Genomic DNA, 21,810 nt, shown 5'->3' on the forward strand with positions numbered 1-21,810 from the left:
TCAGCCGTCGGCCGGCGCGGTGGCGGCGCGGGCCACCCCGACCAGCCGGTCGGTCTCGGCGAGCAGTGCCTCGTCGTCCGCCGGAGTGCCGGGGTCCAGTCGGACCGTCCAGGTCAGACCGTCGACCCCGGCCACCCGCCGGGCCGCGACCCGCGCCGCGCCGCCGGGCACCGGCTGGTGCTCGGTGTACGCGACCGAGCGGGTCACCCGGGCCCGCACCTGGTGCGGCAGGTCTCCCGGGTCGAGCAGCAGGTACGTCTCGGCCGGACCGTCGGCGACCACCGTGTAGCCGTCGCGTTCGACGACGGGCTCGGCGGGGGTGACGGTCAGCTCGCGGCCGGACCAGACCGCCTTGAGGATGGTGTGCCAGCCGAGCCGGTGCCCTCGACCGGGCAGCCACAACCCGAGGTTGCTGGCGACCACCACACCGTCGCCCTCGCCGTTGCCGGCGGCGGCCCAGGCCAGCACCCGCTCGTCGGCGCTCAGCGGCGGCCGGTCGGCCGGCGGCAGCTTCGGCTTACGGCTGAACAGTCCCATCTAGAGGCCTCCCGCAGCCTGCTCGCGCAGCGCCCGGGCGTGCTGCTCCAACGAGAGCAGCTCACCGAAGGCGGCGAAGTACTCGTCCTTGTTGTTGACCGGGTTGATGCGCTGGATGCGGGACTTGAGGTCCCGGACGCGGGCGGTCACCGACCCGAACTGCACCCGGGCCATGGTGATCGACACGTAGCGCGGGTCCGGTTCGCCGTCGATCCGCAGTGGTTCGACGGCCAACTCACCGACCAGCGCCGCGGACGCCAGGTCGTCGCAGGCGTCGCGGACCGATTCGATCCAGACCGCGCCGCCGGTCGCCGACGCGGCACCGCCGGCCGCCGCGATGGCCGTCCGCACCGCCACGTGCACGGGGTGGCGGTACTCCGTCGCCTCGACCGCGTCGAACATCGGCCCGGCCAGGACCGGTTGCTGGAGGGCGAGCTTCAGCGCCTCCCGCTCGACCATCGACTGCGGGCTGTCCACGGCGGGCTCCGGGCGGGCCGAGGTGGGCCGGGTGGCGGGGGTGGCCTCGCGGGTGCCGGGCGGCCCGGTGTTGGCGGCGGCGAGCACCGCCCGCTGCACCGGCTCGATCTCCATCCCGAGGTCCATGGCGAGCTTGCGGACGTACTCTGGACGCTTTTCCCGGTCTTTGAGGCGCGCGACCAGCGGCGCGGCCTGCCGCATCGCCTCGACCCGGCCGTCGACGGTGTCCAGGTCGAAGCGGCCGATCACGTGGCGCAGCGCGAAGTCGACAAGCGGCTCGCGGCGCGCGACCAGGTCGCGCACCGCCAGGTCGCCCTTGGCCAGCCGCAGATCACACGGGTCCATGCTGTCCGGGCTGACCGCGATGAACGTGCGGCCGACGAAACGCTGATCATCTTCGAAGGCGCGCAGCGCGGCCTTCTGCCCGGCGGCGTCACCGTCGAAGGTGAAGATGATCTCGCCGGCCACCTCGTCACTGTCGAACAGGAGCCGACGCAGCACCGAGATGTGGTCCGCGGCGAAGGCGGTGCCGCAGGTCGCCACCGCCGTGGTCACCCCGGCGAGGTGGCAGGCCATCACGTCGGTGTAACCCTCGACGATCACCGCCCGGCCCTGCTTGGCGATCTCCCGTTTGGCCTGGTCGATGCCGTAGAGCACGTGCGACTTCTTGTAGATCGGCGTCTCGGGGGTGTTCAGGTACTTCGGGCCGTCGTCATCGTCGAAGAGTTTGCGGGCACCGAAGCCGATCACGTCGCCCGCGAGGTCGCGGATCGGCCAGAGCAGCCGGCGGCGGAACCGGTCGATCAACGAACCGGAGCGGGCCTCCCGGGACAGCCCGGCCGTGACCAACTCCTGGTGGGTGAAGCCCTGCTGGCGCAGGTGCTTGGTGAGCAGGTCCCAACCCTCCGGCGCGAACCCACAGCCGTAACGCTCGGCGGCGGCCCGGTCGAAGCCCCGTCGGGCGAGGAACTCCCGGGCCGGTCGGGCACCGGCGGTGCTCAGTTGCGCGCGGTAGAACTCGACGGCGGCGGCGTGCGCGGCGACCAGGCGCTGCCGCTGACCCTGCTGCGGGCGGGGGCGCGGAGTGCCCCGGTCGTCCTCGATGTAGCGCAGCTGGATGCCGGCCCGACCGGCCAGCCGCTCGACGGACTCCACGAAGCTCAGGTGGTCGGCGTCCATCAGGAACTTGATCGCGTCACCGCCGGCCCCGCAGCCGAAGCAGTACCAGACATTACGGGCCGGAGAGACGTTGAACGACGGGCTCTTCTCGTCGTGGAACGGGCACAGACCCTTGAGGTTGCCGCCACCGGCGGACTTCAGGGTGACCGTCTCGGAGATCACATCCCCGATCGAGGTGCGTTCCCGGACCAGTGCGATGTCCTCGTCTCGGATCCGCCCAGCCATGCGCCACCCCCTCGCCGTACATCCTGCCCTGCCGGACCGACGACACGCCGGCCGGGGGACGCCGGTGTGGCGACCACCGCTGCCGGCTGGGCGGTTCCGGCCCGCGGGCCGGGCACGCGCGGGGACCATGACCAGATGCGCCGGGTACGGACCCCAACCCTCCGCCTGCCGACCTGGTTGGCCGGCCGGGTCGGGCTACCCGCACAGACCCCGGCGGCGGACGAGGCCGGCCACCGCCACGCCACCTGGCTGGAACTCTTCCTCGACCTCATCTTCGTGTACGCGCTGGCGGCCGTGGTGAACCGGCTGGGCGAGCGGCCGGACCCGTCGCCGCCGGCCGTGCTGGCGGTGATCGGGCTCTTCGTGGTGGTCCAGTGGGCCTGGATGGGGCAGGTCTACTACGACACCCGGTTCGACCCGGACGACGCGCTGCACCGGCTGCTGGTGCTTGTCGCGTTGGTCGGCGCGGGCGCGATGACGCTCGGGGTCGACGAGGTTCCGGAGAGCGTGCTCCTGCCGGTCGGGTACCTGATCGTGCGGGGTGTGCTGCTCCTGCTGTACCTGCGGGCCCGTCCGACCGGCCCGATGGCCCGGCTGGTGACGACGGTCTACCTGATCGGGTTCGGGTCGGGTTGGGCGCTCTGGCTGGTGTCGCTGGCCGTGCCCACCAGGATGCGCCCGGTCCTGTGGATCGTCGCGATGGTGATCGAGCTGGCCACGCCCTGGGTCGGGGTGCGCTGGCTCAACCGCTTTCCGGTGGACAACCGGCACCTGCCGGAACGGATCGGGCAGTTCACCATCATCGTGCTGGGCAGCGCGCTGGCCAGCCTGCTCTTCGCGGTGCCGGACCACCCCCCACCGCACATGATCCTCACCGCCGGGTTGGCCTTCCTGATCCCGGCAGCGGTCTGGTGGGTCTACACCACCTTCGTCACCACCCGGCTGACGCAGAGCCGGCTGCGCGGCGGACAGGCGTACAGCTACCTGCACATTCCGCTCGGCGGTGCGCTGTTGCTGCTCGGCTGGGCGCTCGGGCAGGTGGTCCGGCTGGTCGACGACAACGCGGACCGGCTGCCGCTGGAGCTGCGGCTGTTGCTGGGCGCGTCGATGGTGGTGTGGACGGTCTGCGGGCTCGCCCTCTACTGGCTGTGGACCCGACCGACCACCGCCCGGCTGGCGATAGCCGCCTACGGGGTGACCGCGGTCTGCCTGATCACCACGACGGTGCACGAGCCGAGGTTGATGCTGTCGCTGCTCTCCCTGGCGGTCGTCGTCTACGCCGTACTGCTCAGCCGACGCCTCGCCCGGGCCGGCGAGGAGATGCGTACGCCCGAGGGATGACCGCCGCTCAGGCCGCCGCGGCCGGCTCCGGGACGGCGACCTCCTCGGCCGCCACCTGCTGGTTCCAGTCGGCCTTGGTGGAGCGCCAGCCCTCGTCGTCCATGCCGCGCCGCCAGTAGCCGGAGATGGAGAGCCGGTCGAGGGGTACCCCCCGCTCACCGCGCAGCAACCGGCGCAACTCCCGGACGCAGGCGGCCTCGCCGTGCACGAACGCGTGCACCTGGCCCGCCGGGAACTCCAACGCCCGCACCGCTTCGACCAGCGCCTCGCCCACCGGGCGTTCGCCGCGATGCAACCAGGTCAGCTCGACCTTCCCGGGGCTGAGCAGCGGCTGCTGCTCAGCCGGGTCGGCGATCTCCACGAAGACGTGGGCCGGGGCGCCCACGGGCAGGCGCTCGCACGCGGCGGCGATCGCCGGCAGCGCGCTCTCGTCACCGACCAGCAGGTGCCAGTCCGCGTCCGGGCTCGGGGCGTACGCGCCACCCGGGCCGACGAAGTGCACCGGATCGCCGGGGCCCAGCGCGGCAGCCCACGGGCCGGCCAACCCCTCGTCACCGTGGTACACGACGTCGACGGTCAGCTCCCCGGCCAGCGGATCCCAGCGCCGCACCGTGTACGCGCGCAGCCGAGGCCACTGCTGCCGGGGCAGGTCCCGGCGGATCGCGGCGAGGTCCAACGGCTGCGGGTACGCGACACCCGGCTGCGGGAACACCACCTTGATGTAGTGGTCGGTGAACTCGCCCACCGGCAGGCCGACCAGTTCGTCCCCACCGAGGACGAGCCGGATCAGGTGCGGGGTGGGCCGCTCGGTGCGCAGCACCTGGGCCGAGGTGACGTTCCTGGGACGTTCCGTCATATCAGTTAGGCTAACCTAAGCTGACGCGTGCGCGACCGGCGGTGCACCCCCGCCGACCAGCCGGGTGTGCCAGGTCACCGCCGCCGAGTCGGTGAGCGAAGCCACCTGATCGATCACCACCCGCAGTTTGGCCGCGTCGTCCGGGGCGGCCCGCCACAGCGGGGCGAAGATCGGGTCGAGCCCGTCCGGCGCACGCCGGACCAGCGCGGCAACCACTTCGGCCAGCATCGTCCGCTGCCGCTCGTAACGGCCCCGGAAACCGGTGCGACGCATCACGTACCGCAGCGCGATGCCCTTGAGCAGGGCGCACTGCGCCCGGACCAGTCGAGGCACCACCAGGTCAGCGCCGTAGCGGCGGTGCGGGCCCGGACCGAAGCGCTCCTCCGTGGCAGCCACCGCCGCCGACACGAACAACCCGGTCACCCCGCTGGTGGTGGCCTTCAACGCGACCTGCGCCCGGTGACTGCCGTCATACCCGACCAACGGGGCGAGCAGCGGACCGGCCAGCAGATCGACAAGCACCTCGGCCAGGTCCTCCGCCGACTCCCCGGAGTAGGCGCCGGCCACGTCGGCGCAGAGCGCGGCCCGCTCGTCGGCGTCGGTCAGCAGCGGGTGCAACGTGACGTACCCGCCGTGAATCCCGTCCTCCACGTCGTGCACCGAGTACGCGACATCGTCGGCCCAGTCCATCACCTGGGCCTCCAGGCAACGCCGGTCACCGGGCGCGCCGGCCCGGATCCAGTCGAAGACGGCCAGGTCGTCGGCGTACACCCCGAACTTGCGCTCCCCCGGCCGACGCGGCCACGGATATTTGCCGATCGCGTCCAACGACGCCCGGGTCAGGTTCAGCCCCGCCGACGAACCGTCCGGGGCGAGCACCTTCGCCTCCAGACGGGTCAACACCCGCAGGGTCTGCGCGTTGCCCTCGAAACCGCCGCACGGCGTGGCGAGCAGGTCAAGCGCGGCCTCACCGTTGTGCCCGAACGGCGGGTGCCCGAGGTCGTGCGCGAGCCCCGCCACGTCCACCACATCCGGGTCGCAGCCCAGCCGGGCACCCATCTCCCGGGCGATCTGAGCCACCTCCAGCGAATGCGTCAGCCGCGTACGCAGGAAGTCGTCAGTGCCGGCGGTGTGCACCTGAGTCTTGGTCGCCAGCCGACGAAACGCCGCCGAGTGCAGCACCCGGGCCCGGTCGCGCTCGTACGGCGACCGGCGGTGCCCGGTGTCCTTGGGCGGCTCCTCGACCAACCGCGCGTCCGCCGCGTCACTCCTGCCGAGCATGTAACACGCAGAACTCGTTGCCCTCCGGGTCGGCCAGCACCGTCCACTCGACGTCACCCTGACCGATGTCGACGTGCCGTGCGCCCATGTCGACCAGGCGCTCGACCTCGGCTTCCTGGTCGGCGGGGCGCAGGTCGAGGTGCAGCCGGTTCTTGCGCTCCTTGCCCTCGGCCACCGGGCCGAAGAACAGGGCGGGCACCTGGCCCGGAGACTGGCGGATCTCCACGCCGCTCGGGGTCTCGGTGACGACCTGATAGCCGAGCGCCTCGGCCCACCAACGGGCCAGTCGGGCTGGATCGCGGGCGTCGACAGTCAGGCTCTCCCAGACGCTGGTCATGCAGTCACCTCTTCCCGTTCGACGCGGCGCCCAATCCGCCGTGTGCGAGCGAGCCAAGATTACGCCCGCCAGCACTGCCCGACCGGCCCACGACGCATCGACGAGGGGCACACAACCACCGATCGGCCCCCAGTTGCCAACCGATCGCCGAGGGTTACGGGCTCGCGGCCCGAAGTGGCCGCCGGTAGCGTTCCCAGTGCGGAACGTGACCAGCCGACTGACACGCAGAGCCGACCGGTGAGGGGTAACGCTCGTGGACGCAGACACGGTGATGGGAACGGAGCTACGCGGGCTGCGTCAGCGCCGACCCGACATCGCCGGGACGGTGCTGGCCGGCACCGACGGGCTGCTCATCTCCAGTGACCTGCCCAGCACCGACGCCACCCACCTCGCCGCGCTCGCCGCCGCGAGCTTCGGGCTCGGTCACCGGGTCGCCGACACCGTCCGGCAGGGTGAGTTCCGGGAGTCGGTCGTGTGCACCACCACCGGCTGCGTGGTGACCTACCCGGCCGGGCGCAGCGCCCTGTTGACCCTCGTCACCGTGTCGGCAGTGGGTGACTTGGAGGCGCTGCACGAGGATGCCCGCGCGGTGGCCCGGCGTGCGGGGTCGTACCTGGACGTCCGTGGCGGCGGCATCGGCGCGGCCTCCGTGCCGGACGCACACGCCCCGCTCGCCACGCGTACCCCGATGGCGACCCTGCCGGCGCAGCTGCGCCGCTCGTCCCGACCCACCTGGCGTCGTCCGCCGATCTGAAGGCCGGCGGCGGCCGAACGACCGACCGCCGCCGACGTGCGTCAGCGGCTGTCCGACCCGCCGCTCTCCACGACCGCCCGACCGGCCTCCAGCCGCGCCACCGGCACCCGGAACGGCGAGCAGGACACGTAGTCCAGGCCGACCTCGTGGAAGAAGTGCACCGAATCCGGGTCGCCGCCGTGCTCACCGCAGATGCCGAGCTTCAACCCGGGCCGGGCGGCCCGGCCCTCCTCGGCGGCGATCCGCACGAGCCGGCCGACGCCGTCGCGGTCGATCGACTCGAACGGCGAGATGCCGAAGATGCCCAACTCCAGGTACCGCCAGAAGAACGCGCCCTCGACGTCGTCGCGGGAGAAGCCCCAGCCCATCTGGGTCAGGTCGTTGGTGCCGAAGGAGAAGAACTCGGCGGCCTCGGCGATCTGCCCGGCGGTCAACGCCGCCCGGGGCACCTCGATCATGGTGCCGATCAGCACCTCCACGCCGCTGTCCCCGACCACCTCGGCAATGATCTTCTCGGCCTCGGCACGGACCGTCTCCAACTCCTGCACCGCCCCGACCAGCGGCACCATGATCTCCGGGCAGGCCGTGCCGCCCTCGCGGACAACCGCGACAGCCGCCTCGGCGATCGCGCGCACCTGCATCGCGAACAAGCCGGGGATGACCAGGCCGAGGCGGACACCGCGCAGCCCGAGCATCGGGTTCTCCTCGTGCATCCGCCGGACGGCGGCGAGCAGCGCCTCCTCCTTGGCCACGTCCTCGCCGCGTTCCTGGGCGACCGCCACGTTGACGGCGAGCTGCTCCAACGGCGGCAGGAACTCGTGCAGCGGCGGGTCGATGAGCCGGACAGTGACCGGCAGCCCGTCCATCTCCCGGAAGATCTCCACGAAGTCGGCCCGCTGCAACGGCAGCAGCGCCTCCAGCGCCGCCTCCCGCTCGTCCGCGGCGCGCGCCAGGATCAGCCGCTCGACCAACTCCCGCCGGTCGCCGAGGAACATGTGCTCGGTGCGGCACAGCCCGATGCCCTCGGCGCCGAAGCGCCGGGCCCGGGCGGCGTCCGCGCCGGTGTCGGCGTTCGTGCGGACCGCGAGCCGCCGCTTGCCGTCAGCGTGCGTCATGATCCGGTGTACGGCCCGGACCAGCGCATTGTCGACGTGCTCGGGGTCGAGGCTGCCCTCGAAGTACTGCACGACCTCGGAAGGCATCACCGGCACCTCGCCGAGGTAGACCTTGCCGGTGGTGCCGTCGATCGACACCACGTCGCCCTCGTTGACGGTCTGCCCGGCGACGGTGAACCGCTTCTCCGGCACGTTCACGTCGATCTCGTCGGCGCCGGAGACGCAGGTCTTGCCCATCCCCCGGGCCACCACCGCGGCGTGGCTGGTCTTGCCGCCGCGCGAGGTGAGGATGCCCTTCGCGGCGATCATGCCGTTCAGGTCGTCGGGGTTGGTCTCCCGACGGACCAGGATCACCGACTCGCCCTCGGCGGCCAGCTCGACGGCCCGGGCGGAGGTGAAGACGACTTTGCCGGACGCCGCACCCGGCGATGCGCCGATGCCCTTCGCGACCGGCTGGAACTCGTGGTCGAGCTGGAAGCGGGGGAACATCAGCTGGGCCAACTGCGCGCCGTTGACCCGGTGCAGCGCCTCGTCCAGGTCGATCAGCCCCTCGTCGACGAGCTGCCCGGCGATGACGAACGCGGCGGCGGCGGTGCGCTTGCCGACCCGGGTCTGCAACATCCACAGCTTGCCGCGCTCGATGGTGAACTCGATGTCGCAGAGGTCCTTGTAGTGCTCCTCCAGCCGGGCCATGATGCCGAGCAGTTCGTCGTAGGAGGACTTGTCGAGCTGCTCCAACTCCTGCAAGGGCACGGTGTTGCGGATGCCGGCGACCACGTCCTCGCCCTGGGCGTTGGCCAGGTAGTCACCGTAGATGCCCTGCGCGCCGCTGCCCGGGTCGCGGGTGAACGCGACCCCGGTGCCGGAGTCGGGCCCGAGGTTGCCGAAGACCATGGTCACCACGTTGACCGCGGTGCCGAGGTCGGCCGGGATCCGCTCCTGGCGGCGGTAGAGCACCGCGCGCTCGGCGTTCCACGACTCGAAGACCGCCCGGATGGCCAGGTCAAGCTGTTCGCGTGGCTGCTGCGGGAACTCCCGACCGGTGTGCTTCAAGAAGATCTTCTTGTACGCGTCGACCAGCCCACGCAGGTCGTCGGCGTCCAGATCCAGGTCGTTGTGTGTGCCCTTGGCGTGTTTGACGTCGTCGAGCGCGTGCTCGAACTCCTCGCCCGGCACCTCGCAGACGGTCTTGCCGAACATCTGGATGAGCCGTCGGTAGGAGTCCCAGGCGAACCGGTCGTTCTGTCCGGCCTGGGCGGAGAGCCCGACCACGCTCTGGTCGTTGAGGCCGACGTTGAGGACGGTCTCCATCATGCCGGGCATGGAGAACTTGGCACCGGAGCGGACGGAGACCAGCAGTGGGTCCTGCGGGTCGCCGAGGCGTTTGCCCATCGCACGTTCCAGCGATTCCAGGTGCTCCTCGATCTGACCGGCGAGCCCGTCCGGCTCCCGTCCCGTCGCGAGGTACGCCTGGCACGCCTCGGTGGTGATGGTGAAGCCGGGTGGGACGGGCAGGCCCAGGTTGGTCATCTCCGCGAGGTTTGCCCCCTTGCCGCCGAGCAGGTCCTTGAGGTCCTTGTTGCCTTCGGAGAAGTCGTAGACGTACTTGTGATCGACGGTCTCTTGCGCTGCCACCAGAGCCTCCACAACACACGCGCCGGATAGACACTTAACGAAGGTTCAGTTTCTTCTTCCCCGGGACGGACCGCCGGTAATCCCGGGGTCGCCGCCGATCGGTGGGCGAAGGTTAAGCGAACATCGAGTGACCTGGGACCGTTCGGTGACAATTGGCACAGCCATCACGACTATCCGTGTTCGTACCGGTTTTTGGGAACGCTTCCACGCGCACCATCACGCATCCCGGCTGAGCGTCGTACGCTTGACGGCACGCCAGCCGGTGAACCTCACTTTTGCCATAACCGACGCGAATACACCCCCCGGAGTCGCCGCCGTGCCGACCACCCCCTCCCCCGGTCCGACCGCCGTTCCCGCCCCGCTGTCGGCGGCGGAACCGGACGCGGCAACCCTGGCCCGCACGGCCGAACAGACCGCGAGCGCGTTGCTCGCCCCGTCCGCCCCACACCGGCTGGCCGACGTCGTGCCCGCCCCGCAGCAGGTCCAGCCGGACCCGACCGAAGGCTGGACGCTCCCCGCCGAAGCGGTCATCGTGGCCAGCGCCGAGCCCGCCGCGCTGGCGGTCGCCGAGCAGCTCGCCCAACTCCTGCGCCCGGCCACCGGATACCCCCTGCCGGTCACCGACGCCACCGCGCCGGAGCCCGCCGGCGGCATCGCGCTGGTCCTGGACGAGACCGTCGACCTCGGCGCGGAGGGTTACCGACTCGACATCACCACCGCCGGGGTACGCGTCACCGCCACCACCGCCGCCGGCCTCTTCTACGGCGCACAGACGCTGCGTCAACTCTTCCCAGCGGCGATCGAGAGCCCGCACCCGGTCACCGAACGCTGGGCACTGCCCGGCGGGACGATCACCGACGCACCCCGGTTCCCCTACCGGGGCGCGATGCTCGACGTCGCGCGGCACTTCTTCGCCGTCGAGGACGTGCTACGGGTGGTCGACCACCTGGCCCGCTACAAGCTCAACCACCTGCACCTGCACCTCACCGACGACCAGGGTTGGCGGATCGCCGTCGACTCCTGGCCGAAGCTGACCACCGTCGGCGCGACGACCGAGGTCGGCGGCGGCCCCGGCGGGCACTACACGAAGGCCGACTACACCCGGATCGTCTCCTACGCGGCCGCCCGCCACATCACCGTCGTCCCGGAGATCGACCTCCCGGGGCACACCAACTCGGCGCTGGTCGCCTACCCCGAGCTGGCACCAGACAAGGTCGCACCGCCGCCGTACACGGGCACCGAGGTCGGCTTCAGCTACGTCGACCCGGCCGACGAGCGCACGTACGACTTCATCGCCGACGTGTTGGGTGAGGTGGCCGCACTCACCCCCGGCCCCTGGCTGCACATCGGCGGCGACGAGGCGTTCAAGGTGAAGGGCGAGGTCTACACCGGGTTCGTCGAGCGGGTCCAGCGCATCGTGGCCGACCTCGGCAAGACCGTCGTCGGCTGGCACCAGCTCGCGCCGGCCGCCCACCTCGACGGACGGGTCCTGCAATGGTGGGGCACGAACGGCGAAGACCCCACCACCGCCGACGCCGTACGCCGAGGCGCCCAGCTGATCGTCTCCCCCGGAAACCACGCCTACCTGGACATGAAGTACGCCCCGGACACCCCGATCGGGCACGACTGGGCGGGCCTCATCGACGTGCACAAGGCGTACGACTGGGATCCGGGCACGCACGTGGCTGGCGTACCCACCGAGGCGGTTCTCGGTGTGGAAGCCCCGCTCTGGACCGAATCGGTCACCTCGCTGGCCGACATCGAACTGCTGCTCCTGCCCCGCCTCCCGGCCATCGCCGAACTCGGCTGGTCACCCCGCTCGACCCATGACTGGGCCGGCTTCCGCGACCGCCTGGCCGGCCAGGGCCCGCGCTGGACGACAGCAGGGATCACCTTCCACCGCGCACCCGAGGTCCCCTGGTCGACCGCACCGGCCATCCCGGCACAGCGCAACGCCCCACAAACCGACACCGCGACCCCCTGACCTCCGACTCCGACTCGGATCGGTCCGCCCCGGCGCTCCGGCTCGGATCGGTCCGCCCCGGCGCTCCGGCTCGGATCGGTCCGCCCCGGCGCTCCGATCCGGGCCGGCGCTCCGATCCGGGCCGGCGCTCCGATCCGGGCCAGGCCACTCCACCCGGCACTGCGCCCCGCGTCGCCCGGTCCCGGTGCCCAAACGGCGCAGACCGGCGTGATCCACTCGGCTTTCATGAAGTCGGGGCATCCCGGGCACCGGGACACCGCGGTTTTCAGGAACCTGAGCCGATCACGCCGCCGTGGCCGTGGTGCCGGGCCTGCCAGGCGGGCGGGTTGTCTTGTTTGGGCGGGTGTGTCGGGTGGTCGGGGCCACCTCGACGGCGGAATCGCCGGCTGGGCCGGGTCGTTATACCTGGCACGCCACCGCGACCATCGGGTCGTGGGGCGCGGCCACCGCCGGGAACCACCGGCCAGGCCGCCGGCCCGGGAACACCCGACCGGCCGCCCCGGTTACACCCCTGACACGGCCGAGCACCACAACGGCCAACCCCCCGCGCGGCCCGGGAAGCCACCACGGGCCGACGGGTAGGCGGAATGAGCCGCCACCGCGAACCGTTACACCCCGTCCCGACGCCGGCCCCCTGCGGGTCGCCGGGCACCTGAGCTTCCCCCGCACGGCCACGCACCCCCGTCGAGTGCCGTGCGGTTCCCCCGATGCAGAGGAGCACGCCATCATGCGTACCGATCTGATTCGTAAGACCGCCCTGACCGCCGCCGGCCTCGCGTTCACCGGAGGCGCCATCGCCGGCCCCGTCACCGCCGCCTACGCCGCGTCGGACGCCAAGCCGACCACCCAGACGCAGACCGACCGCAAGGGTCACGGTGAGCGTCAGCTGGGCGTGCGCTACGAGGCGCAGCCGAACTTCTACTACTGCGGCCCCGCCGCGACCCGTAACGCCCTGTCCGTGCAGGGCAAGGAGATCAGCGTGGACGCCATGGCCAAGGAGATGGGCACCACCGAGGCCGGCACCAACTCCATCAACGACATCACCCCGGTGCTGAACAAGGAGACCGGTAAGGCCGACGCCTACCACAGCGTCGAGATCTCCAGCCCGGACGCCGACGCCAAGCAGACCGACCAGCTGCGCGCCGACATCGTCAAGACCGTGGACGACGGCCGGGCCGTGGTCGCCAACATCGCCGGCACCACCACCGACACCGACGGCGGCGTGCACTCCTTCGAGGGCGGGCACTACATCAGCGTCGTCGGCTACCGCGACAACGGCAACATCGTGAAGATCGCCGACTCCGCCGACGCCAACACCGCCTCCTACGAGGTCACCGTCGCCCACCTGGCCGACTGGATCGCCACCCGGGGCTACGCCACCAGCTGACCCCGCCACAGCGCACGACACGAAGGGCCGGACCCCACCACGGGGCCCGGCCCTTCGGCATGACCGGGTCACTGCCCACGCGGCCCACAGTCACGAACCAAGTCGAGCTGACCAGGCCACCTGCCAGCCAGCCACCACACCAAACCGTCCCCGGCAGACCACCCCGCTGCCCACGTCACGGGACCACGTCAAGGGACCACCCCACTGACCCCGTCACAGACCCACCCTCACCGCCCCAGTCACGGGACCACCCCACTGACCAAGCCACAGGATCACCTCGCTGACCGAGCCACGGATCCACCATCACCGGCCTGGTCACGGGTCCTTTGGAGCTGATGTCGTAGACGAATCAAGCCATGGCCGACGAGCGACGAGCCGCGCGGGTGATTCGTTCACGACATCAGCTTCAAAGGGGCCGAACGAAGACGCCGAGGGTCGAGCCCGCGTTCTGCGGGATGGTCGCAAGGGTGCGTCGCGAGGCGTCCCCCGTCGGCCTGCCAAGGGCTCAACCACCACGGGCTCAAGCCATCACAGGGCTCTACCCCACCGCGGGGCTCAGCCACCACGCCACCAGGGGCTCAGCCACCGCAGAACTCCGACCGGCCAGGGGATCAGCCGCCGGAGTCGTCCATTTCGGCGCCCTCGGGGACCGTGTCGTCGTCCCGGTTGGCCAGCCAGCCCTCCGGCAACGCGACCTTGCCCGGCGAGTTGGTACGCCCGCGCGGCTGCCCGAGGGCGGTCACCGGGAACGGCTCGGCTGGGTCGAGCTTGCCGAGCAGGTCGTCGAGCTGGGCCAGGCTTTCGATCATCGCGAGCGAGCGGCGCAGCTCGCCGCCGACCGGGAAGCCCTTGAGGTACCAGGCGACGTGCTTGCGGAAGTCGGTGCAGCCGTCGCGTTCACCTCGGGCCGGGTTGCGGGCCCCGGCGCTGAACTGGTCGACCAGCAGCTCGGCGTGCCGGCGCATGGTCACCGCCACCTCGCCGAGGGTGGGCAGCCGCCGCTCGGGCCGACCGTTGAAGGCGGCCTCCAGGTCGGCGAAGAGCCACGGTCGGCCCAGGCAGCCGCGCCCGATGACCACACCGTCGACGCCGGTGTGGGCCACCATGCGCAGGGCGTCGTCGGCCTCCCAGATGTCGCCGTTGCCGAGCACCGGCACGTCGAGGGCCTGCTTCAGGGTGGCGATCGCGTCCCAGTCGGCGGTGCCCGAGTAGCGCTGCGAGGCCGTCCGCCCGTGCAGGGCCACTGCGGCCACGCCGGCTTCCTGGGCGGCGAGCCCGGCTTCGACGTACGTCAGGTGGTCGTCGTCGATGCCCTTGCGCATCTTCACCGTGACCGGCACCCCGGACGGTGCCGCGGCAGCCACCGCGGCCCGCACCAGTCGCGCGAAGAGCCGGCGCCGCCACGGCAGCGCCGCGCCCCCACCCCGCCGGGTGACCTTGGGGACCGGGCAGCCGAAGTTGAGGTCGATGTGATCGGCCAGGTCACGTTCGACGACGATCCGCACGGCGGCGGCGGTGATCTCCGGGTCGGTGCCGTAGAGCTGGAGGCTGCGGGGCTTCTCGTCATCGCCGAACGTGATCATCCGCAGCGTCTTCGGGTTGCGCTCGACCAGCGCCCGAGTGGTGATCATCTCGCAGACGTAGATGCCGCCGCCCTGCTCGCGGCAGAGCCGGCGGAACCCGACGTTGGTGATCCCGGCCATCGGCGCGAGCACGACCGGCGGCCACACCTGGTGCTGGCCGAGGGTCAGCGGGCGCAGCGTCGGCACGGTCGAGGCAGTCACCGCACAAGTGTACGGGGCCCCGACCGGCGCTCATCGCGTCGGCCGAGGCCCCGTGCGCAGGGTCTCAGCAGCCGGGGAGACGCTCAATCAGGTAGCGCTCGACCTGGTCCAGGGAGACGCGCTCCTGGGCCATGGTGTCCCGGTTGCGCACCGTCACGGCGTTGTCGTCCAGGGTGTCGAAATCGACGGTGACGCAGAACGGGGTGCCGATCTCGTCCTGCCGGCGGTAGCGGCGGCCGATCGCCTGCGAGTCGTCGAACTCCACCACCCAGCGCTTGCGCAGCAGCGCGGCGAGGTCCTTGGCCTTGGGCGACAGCGCCTCGTTACGGGACAGCGGCAGCACCGCCACCTTGACCGGGGCGAGCCGCGGGTCGAACCGCATCACGGTGCGCTTGTCCACGCCACCCTTGGTGTTCGGCGCCTCGTCCTCGTCGTACGCCTCCAGCAGGAAGGCGAGCACCGCGCGGGTCAGACCGGCGGCCGGCTCGATGACGTACGGCATCCAGCGCTCGCTCTTGCTCTGGTCGAAGTACGACAGGTCGACGCCGGAGTGCTTGCTGTGCGTGGAGAGGTCGAAATCGGTGCGGTTGGCGACACCCTCCAGCTCGGCGAACTCGGTGCCGCCGAACTGGAAGCGGTACTCAATGTCCACCGTCCGCTTCGAGTAGTGCGACAGCTTCTCCTTGGGGTGCTCGTACAGGCGCAGATTGTCCGCCGAGAGGCCGAGGTCGAGGTACCAGTCCCAGCGCTGCTGGAGCCAGTACTCGTGCCACTGCTCGTCGGTGCCCGGCTCGACGAAGAACTCCATCTCCATCTGCTCGAACTCGCGGGTCCGGAAGATGAAGTTGCCCGGGGTGATCTCGTTGCGGAACGACTTACCGGTCTGCGCGATGCCGAACGGCGGCTTCTTGCGGGCGACCGTCTCGACGTTCTTGTAGTTGACGAAGATGCCCTGCGCGGTCTCCGGGCGCAGGTAGTGCAGCCCTTCGTCGCTCTCCACCGGGCCCAGGTAGGTCTTCATCAGGCCGTTGAACATCTTCGGCTCGGTGAAGGTGCCCTTGTTGCCGCAGTTGGGGCAGTTCAGCTCGGCCAGTGAGGTCAGCGGCTTGCCGTGCTTCTCGGCGTACGCCTCCTCTAGGTGGTCCGCGCGGAACCGCTTGTGGCAGAACTGGCACTCGGTGAGCGGGTCGACGAACTCGGCGATGTGGCCGGACGCCTCCCACACCTTGCGGGCCAGGATCACGGCGGAGTCCAGGCCGACGACGTCGTCGCGCTGCTGGACCATGGCCTTCCACCACTGCCGGCGGACGTTCTCCTTGAGCTCCACGCCGAGCGGGCCGTAGTCCCACGCCGATCGGGTGCCTCCGTAGATCTCACTGGAGGGGAAGACGAAGCCTCGGCGCTTGGCGAGGCTGACGACGGCGTCGATACGGTCGGCTGGCATGTTTCCTCCTACGCCGGCTGGCGGTCGGCGGGGGCGAGTGTGGATGGAACGGTCGGTTCGGGACAACGGTACGACCACCGCCGCCCCGAGCCCAGCAGAATACCGGGGGCCGGTCAGTTGACCTCGCAGACCTCCACGCCGCCGGTCTGCCCGTCCTGACCGAGGCTGACCTGTTGGCGCTCCCGGTCGCCGCCGGCGAGCGTCACGTCGACCGGAACGGTCAGGTAGGTGGTGTCCACCTCGCCCACCCGGAACGCGGTCACCTGCGGTTCGGCGGCAGCGCGCCGCTCGAACTCCGGCCGGGACTCCCGCCGCTGCGCGTCGTCGCAGAGTTGGTCGTACGCCCGCCCGTAGTTCCGCTCGACCAGCGCCTGGTAGTAGTCGCTGGTCACGGTGCGCGCCTGCTCGCGGATCGCCTGGACTCCACTGACGGCGAAGCCGACGACGGCGGTGCCACCCCCGCCGCAACAGAGCAGCACGGCGAGCGCGCCGACGCCGAGGCCGATCCAGAGCCGGGTCCGGCGGCCCTCGGTGGGGGGCGCGGCGAACGGCGGAGCCACCCCGGGACCGGGTGGCGGGGTGGGTGCGGTCATAGGAGCAGCGTAGTGTCCGCCGGCTCAGCGGTAAGGACCCGCAGCCCGATCACTCTCGGCGACGACCACGGCCCCGCCGGGGGCGGCGGTGGCCAGTGCCTCGTAGGCGGAGGGCTCGTCGACGGACTCGGCGAGCAGCGGCACGGCGCTGATCTTGACCTCGAAGGCGCCGAGCGCCCGCCGGTACGTGCCGACCGACTCCCATTCGGTGACCAGTGCCCAGTGCCGGGGGTCGTCGAGCGCCCGGACCAGTTGGCCGCGCAGGTAGCCGGGCCGGGCGGCCAGCGCGGTGAGGGCGGCGTGCGCCCGTTCGGTGAAGCCGTCGGCGGTATCGACGTCGACCACGAACCGGTTGGTCACCAGCACCGGGGGTTCCTCCTCGTAGAGTCTGTGGGATGCAGCGTACGCAGCGCCCTCTGCTCGCCCGGTTGGCCGGGGCGAACCCTACGTCGGTGTTCCTGCTCACCCTGGTGGTGGTGCTGGTGGCGTTCTTCACGCCCGGGGTGGTCGGCGGGCTGCTGACGCTCGCGCTCGCCGGGGTGCTGATCGCCCTGTTGGCGACGACCTGGGCGGTTCAGGCGCCGCAGACCCGGCTGATCCGACTGGTGATGGTGACCCTGCTGGTGGCGGTGGGCCTCGCGAAGCTCCTCTGACATGCAATCATGCGTTTTTGACAATCATTATCGTTGCCACGGACAGTTGACGACATGACCAACCGCGCCACGTACCGAGTCCTGGCCGCCGCGACCGCCCTCCTCACCCTGGGCGTCGGGGCCGGCTGCTCCACCGGTGGTGCCGCCGGCGCCGACCCTCAGCGAGTCGACGTGGTGGCTGCCTTCTACCCCCTCCAGTTCCTGGCCGAGCGGATCGGCGGCGACGCGGTCCGGGTGACCAACCTGGCCAAGCCCGGCGCCGAGCCGCACGACCTGGAGCTCAGCCCGAGCCAGATCGGTGCGGTCAGCGACGCGGAGCTGATCGTCTACCTCAAGGGGTTCCAGCCGGCGGTGGACGACGCCGTGGCCCAGAACGGTGGCGACCGGGCGTTCGACGTGACCAGCGTGCAGCCGCTGTTGGCCGCGTCCGCGGGCGGGCACGACCACGGGGATGAGGAGGGGCACACCGAGGAGAGCGGCGGCAAGGACCCGCACGTCTGGCTCGACCCGACCCGGTTGGCTGGCATCGGCGACCAGCTCGCCCAGCGACTCGGCAAGGCCGACCCGGGGCACGCCGCCGACTACACCACCCGGGCCGCGGCCCTGCGCGTCGACCTGACGACGCTGGACGGTGAGTTCACGCACGGTCTGGCCACCTGCGAGCGGCGGGAGATCGTGACCAGCCACGCCGCGTTCGGCTACCTCGCCGACCGGTACAAGCTCGACCAGGTCGGCATCACCGGGCTGAGCCCGGACGTCGAGCCCTCCCCGCAGCGCCTCGCGCACGTGATCGAGGAGGCGAAGGAGCACCAGGCCACCACCATCTTCTTCGAGACCCTGGTCAGCCCGAAGGTGGCCGAGACCATCGCCGGTCAGGTCGGCGCGCAGACCGCCGTGCTCGACCCGATCGAAGGGCTCGCCGCCGGCAGCGACGCGGACTACCTTTCGGTGATGCGCACCAACCTGCGGACCCTGCAGACGGCCTTGAGCTGCTCGTGACCTCACCTGTCATCACCGTCGAGCACGGGGTGGTCGGCTACGACGGCCGCCCCGTACTCCGGGACATCTCGCTCACCGTGACCGCCGGCGAGGTCGTCGCGATTCTCGGCGCCAACGGCTCCGGCAAGTCCACCCTGATCCGCTCCGTGCTCGGGCTGGTGCCGATCAGCGCCGGCTCGGTCACCCTCTTCGACCGGCCGTTGCGCCGTTTCCGGCAGTGGGCGCGCATCGGGTACGTCCCGCAGCGCCTGGGCGCCGGCGGCGGCGTACCGGCCACCGTCCGCGAGGTGGTGGCCTCCGGCCGGCTGGCCCGTCGGGGGGTGCTGCGTCCGCCGGGTCGCGCCGACCGGGCGGCCGTCGACGCCGCGCTGCTGTCGGTCGGGCTCGCCGACCGGGCCGGTGACCCGGTGTCCACGCTCTCCGGCGGCCAGCAGCAGCGCACCCTCATCGCCCGCGCCCTGGCCGGCCAGCCGGAGTTGCTGGTTCTCGACGAGCCCACCGCCGGGGTGGACGCGGCCAGCCAGGAGGCGTTCGCCGGCGCGCTGCGCGACTTCGTCGCCGACGGCGGAACGGTGCTGCTCGTCGCCCACGAACTGGGCCCGCTGCGGCCGGTGATCAGCCGGGCTGTCGTCGTCCACCAGGGGCGCATCGCCCACGACGGCGCGGTGCCGGACCCGGCCGGCCATCACGCGGAGCCCGACCACGACCACGTGCACCCGCACTGCTACGACGAGCCCGCCGGGCTGTGGAGCAACTGACCCATGGAACTCTTCCAGTACCCCTACATGCAGCGCGCCCTGATCGGCGCGCTGGTGATCGGCCTGGCCGCGCCGGCGCTCGGCATCTACCTGGTGCAGCGCCGACTGGCGTTGATCGGCGACGGGGTGGGGCACGTGGCGCTGACCGGCGTCGGGGCGGGGCTGCTGCTCAACCGCTCACCGGTGCTGGTCGCGGTGATCGCCGCCACCATCGGCGCGGTCGCCATCGAGCTCGTCCGGGCCCGTGGGCGTACCTCCGGTGACCTGGCCCTGGCCCTGCTCTTCTACGGCGGCATCGCCGGCGGCGTACTCCTGGTCGGCCTCTCCGACGCGACCAGCGCGAACCTCAACGCCTACCTGTTCGGGTCGTTGACCACCATCTCGTCCGCCGACCTGGTCACCATCGCGGTGCTCGGCGCGGCGATCCTGGTCACCATGATCGCGTTGCGGCCGGCGCTCTTCGCGGTCAGTCACGACGAGGAGTACGCCCGGGTCTCCGGTCTCCCGGTCCGCACGCTGAACCTGCTGATCGCGGTCGCCACCGCGGTCACCGTGACCATCGCCATGCGGGCCGTCGGGGTGCTGCTGATCAGCGCGTTGATGGTGGTGCCGGTGGCCACCGCCCAGCAGGTCACCCGGGGCTTCCGCAGCACGATGGCCGCCGCGATGGCGCTCGGGCTCTTCGCCGCCGGTTCGGGTGTCTGGGTGGCGGCCACCGCGGACACCGCGCCGGGCGCCTCGGTGGTGCTGGTGGCGATCGCGTCGTTCCTGGTGGTGGCCGTGGCCGGTGCGGTCTGGCGGGTTGTCCGCCGCCGGGCGACGCCGACCGCCGCGCCGGCACCGGAACCGCACGAGGTCGTGCTGGGTTGAGCCTGATCAGCGGGACATCGGTGGTATTGGTTACCGTTGCAGGATGACCAGCGCGACGGGTTACGACGGGTTCGATGGGGCCAGCGAGTTGCTCCGCGCCCTGTCCGCCCCCATCCGGCTGGCCATCGTCAGTGAGCTGGCCGGCGGCGAACGGTGCGTACACGAACTGGTGGAGAAGCTCGGCGCGGCGCAACCCCTGGTCTCCCAGCACCTGCGGGTGTTGCGCGGAGCGGGCGTGGTGCGCGGCTCCCGCCGGGGCCGGGAGATCGCCTACAGCCTGGTCGACGAGCACGTGGCGCACATCGTGGCGGACGCGGTGAGCCACGCCGGGGAGGGATCATGAGCGAGAGCAGCGCCGCGGTGCGCAACACCCGGCAGCGTTCGGCGGTGAGCGCGCTGCTGGGCGAGATGGAGGGCTTCCACAGCGCCCAGGACCTGCACGCGATGCTGCGGCAGCGCGGCGAGCGGGTCGGCCTGACCACCGTCTACCGCACCCTCCAGGGGTTGGCCGACGCCGGTGAGATCGACGTGATGCGCCCGCCGGGCGGCGAGCACCTCTACCGCCGGTGCAGCGAGGGGCACCACCATCACCTGGTCTGCCGGGCGTGTGGGCGAACGGTCGAGGTGGCCGGCCCGGCCGTGGAGAGCTGGGCCGACCGGGTCGCCGCGCAACATGGTTACGCCGATGTCAGCCACACCCTGGAGATCTTCGGCACCTGCCCGACCTGCCCCCGCTGACCGGTCTCGTGCGGTGATCCGGCGGGTGCCGGTCTTGGCCGGTTCGTGGCACGCTGTCCGCCGTGAAAATCTATGCCGATCGGTTTCCGACCGCCGCCCGTCAGTTGCTCACCGACCTCCTCGTCGTCGCCTGGGTGTACGTGGCGATCCGGGGCGCGCTGTGGCTGCACGACCTGGTGCAGAAGCTCGCCGTACCGGGGCAGAAGTTGGAGGGCGCCGGCAGTGGCCTCGCCGACAACCTGGCCGACGCCGGCGGGAAGGTCCGCCGGGTGCCGCTGGTCGGCGACGAACTCACCGCACCGTTCCAGCGCGCCGCCGACGCCGCCCGATCGCTCGCCGACGCCGGCCGCGACCAGCAGCACCTGGTCGACCAACTCGCGCTCGCGCTGGCCGTCGCGGTGCTGATCTTCCCGCTCGGCCTGGTGCTCTTCGGTTGGCTCCCGCTACGGGTCCGCTGGATGCGCCGGGCCGGCTCAGCGGCGAAGTTGGCCGCCGGGCCGGCCGGCCGGGACCTGCTCGCCCTGCGCGCGCTGGCCACCCAGCCACTGGGCCAACTGACCCGGATCGCGCCGGACGTGGCCGAGGCGTGGCGGCGCGGCGACGACGCGACAGTCGACGCGCTGGCCGCGTTGGAGCTGCGCCAACTGGGGCTACGCGGCCGGGGCCGCTAAAGTCGTCGGGTGTTCTACTTCCTCGTCGTCATCGCCGTCCTGCTGCTCGGCTACGCCGCCGTCCTGGTCTCCTTCGTCCGTCGGGGCAAGAAGATCCCACCCGCGGCGTACCTGGCCCTGGCCGGGCTCAATGGTCTGATCCTGGCGGGCGTGCTGGCCTGGGGAATCTCCCGCTGACCGAGCGCCGGCGGC

The 21,810-nt window shown here is 71.5% G+C and carries 22 protein-coding genes; 12 read left to right on the forward strand and 10 right to left on the reverse strand.

Annotated elements, in window-relative coordinates; translation table 11 throughout:
- Window positions 1-537 (reverse strand): hypothetical protein, encoded by a 537-nt coding sequence (locus EV382_RS18430; RefSeq protein WP_130403577.1) that lies wholly within the window; start codon window positions 535-537, stop codon window positions 1-3.
- The gene (gene dnaG / locus EV382_RS18435; RefSeq protein ID WP_130403579.1) at window positions 538-2,418 is read right to left on the reverse strand and encodes a DNA primase; all 1,881 of its coding nucleotides are present in this window, start codon (window positions 2,416-2,418) and stop codon (window positions 538-540) included. It abuts the gene before it with no gap.
- 135 nt (window positions 2,419-2,553) lie between these two features.
- Between dnaG and EV382_RS18440 the strand changes: the two genes are divergently transcribed.
- Window positions 2,554-3,759, forward strand: coding sequence for a low temperature requirement protein A (locus EV382_RS18440; RefSeq protein WP_130403581.1), 1,206 nt, complete (start codon window positions 2,554-2,556; stop codon window positions 3,757-3,759).
- A 7-nt stretch (window positions 3,760-3,766) separates the two neighbouring features.
- On the opposite strand, the gene EV382_RS18445 is transcribed toward EV382_RS18440, so the two are convergent.
- The 3 genes from EV382_RS18445 to EV382_RS18455 are packed head-to-tail and all read right to left on the reverse strand — an operon-like array spanning window position 3,767 to window position 6,233.
- Entirely contained in the window at window positions 3,767-4,615 is an 849-nt protein-coding gene (locus EV382_RS18445) for a siderophore-interacting protein (RefSeq protein WP_130403583.1), read from the reverse strand.
- A 15-nt stretch (window positions 4,616-4,630) separates the two neighbouring features.
- Entirely contained in the window at window positions 4,631-5,896 is a 1,266-nt protein-coding gene (locus EV382_RS18450; RefSeq protein ID WP_130403585.1) for a deoxyguanosinetriphosphate triphosphohydrolase, read from the reverse strand.
- A complete protein-coding gene (locus tag EV382_RS18455) occupies window positions 5,880-6,233 on the reverse strand; it encodes a VOC family protein (RefSeq protein ID WP_130403587.1) in 354 nt (117 codons plus the stop codon). The genes EV382_RS18450 and EV382_RS18455 overlap by 17 nt, the downstream gene beginning before the upstream one ends.
- 253 nt (window positions 6,234-6,486) lie before the next feature.
- Here EV382_RS18455 and EV382_RS18460 point away from each other — a divergent pair, with 253 nt between their 5' ends.
- Window positions 6,487-6,987 carry a roadblock/LC7 domain-containing protein gene (locus tag EV382_RS18460; RefSeq protein WP_130403589.1) on the forward strand — a complete coding sequence of 167 codons (501 nt, stop codon included), beginning with the start codon at window positions 6,487-6,489 and terminating at the stop codon, window positions 6,985-6,987.
- Window positions 6,988-7,028: 41 nt separating this feature from the next.
- Here EV382_RS18460 and ppdK read toward each other — a convergent pair whose 3' ends face one another.
- The gene (ppdK, locus tag EV382_RS18465; RefSeq protein ID WP_130403591.1) at window positions 7,029-9,737 is read right to left on the reverse strand and encodes a pyruvate, phosphate dikinase; all 2,709 of its coding nucleotides are present in this window, start codon (window positions 9,735-9,737) and stop codon (window positions 7,029-7,031) included.
- Between the two features lie 316 nt (window positions 9,738-10,053).
- Here ppdK and EV382_RS18470 point away from each other — a divergent pair, with 316 nt between their 5' ends.
- Entirely contained in the window at window positions 10,054-11,721 is a 1,668-nt protein-coding gene (locus EV382_RS18470; RefSeq protein ID WP_244236750.1) for a beta-N-acetylhexosaminidase, read from the forward strand.
- Between the two features lie 727 nt (window positions 11,722-12,448).
- Window positions 12,449-13,108 carry a C39 family peptidase gene (locus EV382_RS18475; RefSeq protein ID WP_130403595.1) on the forward strand — a complete coding sequence of 220 codons (660 nt, stop codon included), beginning with the start codon at window positions 12,449-12,451 and terminating at the stop codon, window positions 13,106-13,108.
- Between the two features lie 611 nt (window positions 13,109-13,719).
- Here the strand turns inward: EV382_RS18475 and dusB are convergent.
- The 4 genes from dusB to EV382_RS18495 form a co-directional block, all read right to left on the reverse strand.
- The gene (dusB, locus tag EV382_RS18480) at window positions 13,720-14,892 is read right to left on the reverse strand and encodes a tRNA dihydrouridine synthase DusB (RefSeq protein ID WP_130403598.1); all 1,173 of its coding nucleotides are present in this window, start codon (window positions 14,890-14,892) and stop codon (window positions 13,720-13,722) included.
- A 64-nt stretch (window positions 14,893-14,956) separates the two neighbouring features.
- Window positions 14,957-16,336, reverse strand: a complete 1,380-nt coding sequence (locus EV382_RS18485; RefSeq protein WP_130403600.1) for a glycine--tRNA ligase — start codon at window positions 16,334-16,336, stop codon at window positions 14,957-14,959.
- A 113-nt stretch (window positions 16,337-16,449) separates the two neighbouring features.
- On the reverse strand, window positions 16,450-16,929 hold the full coding sequence (locus tag EV382_RS18490) for a hypothetical protein (protein WP_130403602.1): 480 nt from the start codon (window positions 16,927-16,929) through the stop codon (window positions 16,450-16,452).
- Window positions 16,930-16,953: 24 nt separating this feature from the next.
- On the reverse strand, window positions 16,954-17,295 hold the full coding sequence (locus tag EV382_RS18495; RefSeq protein ID WP_130403604.1) for an antibiotic biosynthesis monooxygenase family protein: 342 nt from the start codon (window positions 17,293-17,295) through the stop codon (window positions 16,954-16,956).
- 29 nt (window positions 17,296-17,324) lie between these two features.
- Here EV382_RS18495 and EV382_RS18500 point away from each other — a divergent pair, with 29 nt between their 5' ends.
- The 8 genes from EV382_RS18500 to EV382_RS32830 all read left to right on the forward strand — a co-directional run bounded on the left by EV382_RS18500 (window position 17,325) and on the right by EV382_RS32830 (window position 21,795).
- Window positions 17,325-17,582, forward strand: coding sequence for a hypothetical protein (locus EV382_RS18500; RefSeq protein WP_130403606.1), 258 nt, complete (start codon window positions 17,325-17,327; stop codon window positions 17,580-17,582).
- 54 nt (window positions 17,583-17,636) lie between these two features.
- Window positions 17,637-18,581 (forward strand): metal ABC transporter substrate-binding protein, encoded by a 945-nt coding sequence (locus tag EV382_RS18505; protein ID WP_130403608.1) that lies wholly within the window; start codon window positions 17,637-17,639, stop codon window positions 18,579-18,581.
- On the forward strand, window positions 18,578-19,339 hold the full coding sequence (locus EV382_RS18510; protein ID WP_130403610.1) for a metal ABC transporter ATP-binding protein: 762 nt from the start codon (window positions 18,578-18,580) through the stop codon (window positions 19,337-19,339). The genes EV382_RS18505 and EV382_RS18510 overlap by 4 nt, the downstream gene beginning before the upstream one ends.
- A 3-nt stretch (window positions 19,340-19,342) precedes the next feature.
- The gene (locus EV382_RS18515; RefSeq protein WP_130403612.1) at window positions 19,343-20,209 is read left to right on the forward strand and encodes a metal ABC transporter permease; all 867 of its coding nucleotides are present in this window, start codon (window positions 19,343-19,345) and stop codon (window positions 20,207-20,209) included.
- Window positions 20,210-20,252: 43 nt separating this feature from the next.
- Window positions 20,253-20,552, forward strand: coding sequence for an ArsR/SmtB family transcription factor (locus tag EV382_RS18520; RefSeq protein WP_030338189.1), 300 nt, complete (start codon window positions 20,253-20,255; stop codon window positions 20,550-20,552).
- Window positions 20,549-20,947, forward strand: a complete 399-nt coding sequence (locus EV382_RS18525; RefSeq protein ID WP_130403614.1) for a Fur family transcriptional regulator — start codon at window positions 20,549-20,551, stop codon at window positions 20,945-20,947. Before EV382_RS18520 ends, EV382_RS18525 begins: the two co-directional genes overlap by 4 nt.
- Window positions 20,948-21,009: 62 nt before the next feature.
- Complete coding sequence (locus tag EV382_RS18530; protein ID WP_130403616.1) at window positions 21,010-21,618, forward strand: hypothetical protein; 609 nt, start codon at window positions 21,010-21,012, stop codon at window positions 21,616-21,618.
- Window positions 21,619-21,627: 9 nt separating this feature from the next.
- Window positions 21,628-21,795 (forward strand): hypothetical protein, encoded by a 168-nt coding sequence (locus tag EV382_RS32830; protein WP_165435826.1) that lies wholly within the window; start codon window positions 21,628-21,630, stop codon window positions 21,793-21,795.
- Window positions 21,796-21,810 lie beyond the last annotated feature (15 nt).

It is taken from the genome of Micromonospora violae (assembly GCF_004217135.1).
Classification (GTDB): Bacteria; Actinomycetota; Actinomycetes; order Mycobacteriales; family Micromonosporaceae; genus Micromonospora; species Micromonospora violae.

What these genes read in the sequence shown, in the direction of transcription:
- EV382_RS18500 (WP_130403606.1), top strand. Translation starts at nt 17,325, where the DNA reads ATGCAGCGTACGCAGCGCCCTCTGCTCGCCCGGTTGGCCGGGGCGAAC.
- EV382_RS18485 (WP_130403600.1), bottom strand. Translation starts at nt 16,336, where the DNA reads ATGCCAGCCGACCGTATCGACGCCGTCGTCAGCCTCGCCAAGCGCCGA.
- EV382_RS18515 (WP_130403612.1), top strand. Translation starts at nt 19,343, where the DNA reads ATGGAACTCTTCCAGTACCCCTACATGCAGCGCGCCCTGATCGGCGCG.
- EV382_RS18505 (WP_130403608.1), top strand. Translation starts at nt 17,637, where the DNA reads ATGACCAACCGCGCCACGTACCGAGTCCTGGCCGCCGCGACCGCCCTC.
- EV382_RS18520 (WP_030338189.1), top strand. Translation starts at nt 20,253, where the DNA reads ATGACCAGCGCGACGGGTTACGACGGGTTCGATGGGGCCAGCGAGTTG.
- EV382_RS18475 (WP_130403595.1), top strand. Translation starts at nt 12,449, where the DNA reads ATGCGTACCGATCTGATTCGTAAGACCGCCCTGACCGCCGCCGGCCTC.
- EV382_RS18525 (WP_130403614.1), top strand. Translation starts at nt 20,549, where the DNA reads ATGAGCGAGAGCAGCGCCGCGGTGCGCAACACCCGGCAGCGTTCGGCG.
- dnaG (WP_130403579.1), bottom strand. Translation starts at nt 2,418, where the DNA reads ATGGCTGGGCGGATCCGAGACGAGGACATCGCACTGGTCCGGGAACGC.
- EV382_RS18490 (WP_130403602.1), bottom strand. Translation starts at nt 16,929, where the DNA reads ATGACCGCACCCACCCCGCCACCCGGTCCCGGGGTGGCTCCGCCGTTC.
- EV382_RS18430 (WP_130403577.1), bottom strand. Translation starts at nt 537, where the DNA reads ATGGGACTGTTCAGCCGTAAGCCGAAGCTGCCGCCGGCCGACCGGCCG.
- EV382_RS18445 (WP_130403583.1), bottom strand. Translation starts at nt 4,615, where the DNA reads ATGACGGAACGTCCCAGGAACGTCACCTCGGCCCAGGTGCTGCGCACC.
- EV382_RS18440 (WP_130403581.1), top strand. Translation starts at nt 2,554, where the DNA reads ATGCGCCGGGTACGGACCCCAACCCTCCGCCTGCCGACCTGGTTGGCC.
- EV382_RS18455 (WP_130403587.1), bottom strand. Translation starts at nt 6,233, where the DNA reads ATGACCAGCGTCTGGGAGAGCCTGACTGTCGACGCCCGCGATCCAGCC.
- EV382_RS18450 (WP_130403585.1), bottom strand. Translation starts at nt 5,896, where the DNA reads ATGCTCGGCAGGAGTGACGCGGCGGACGCGCGGTTGGTCGAGGAGCCG.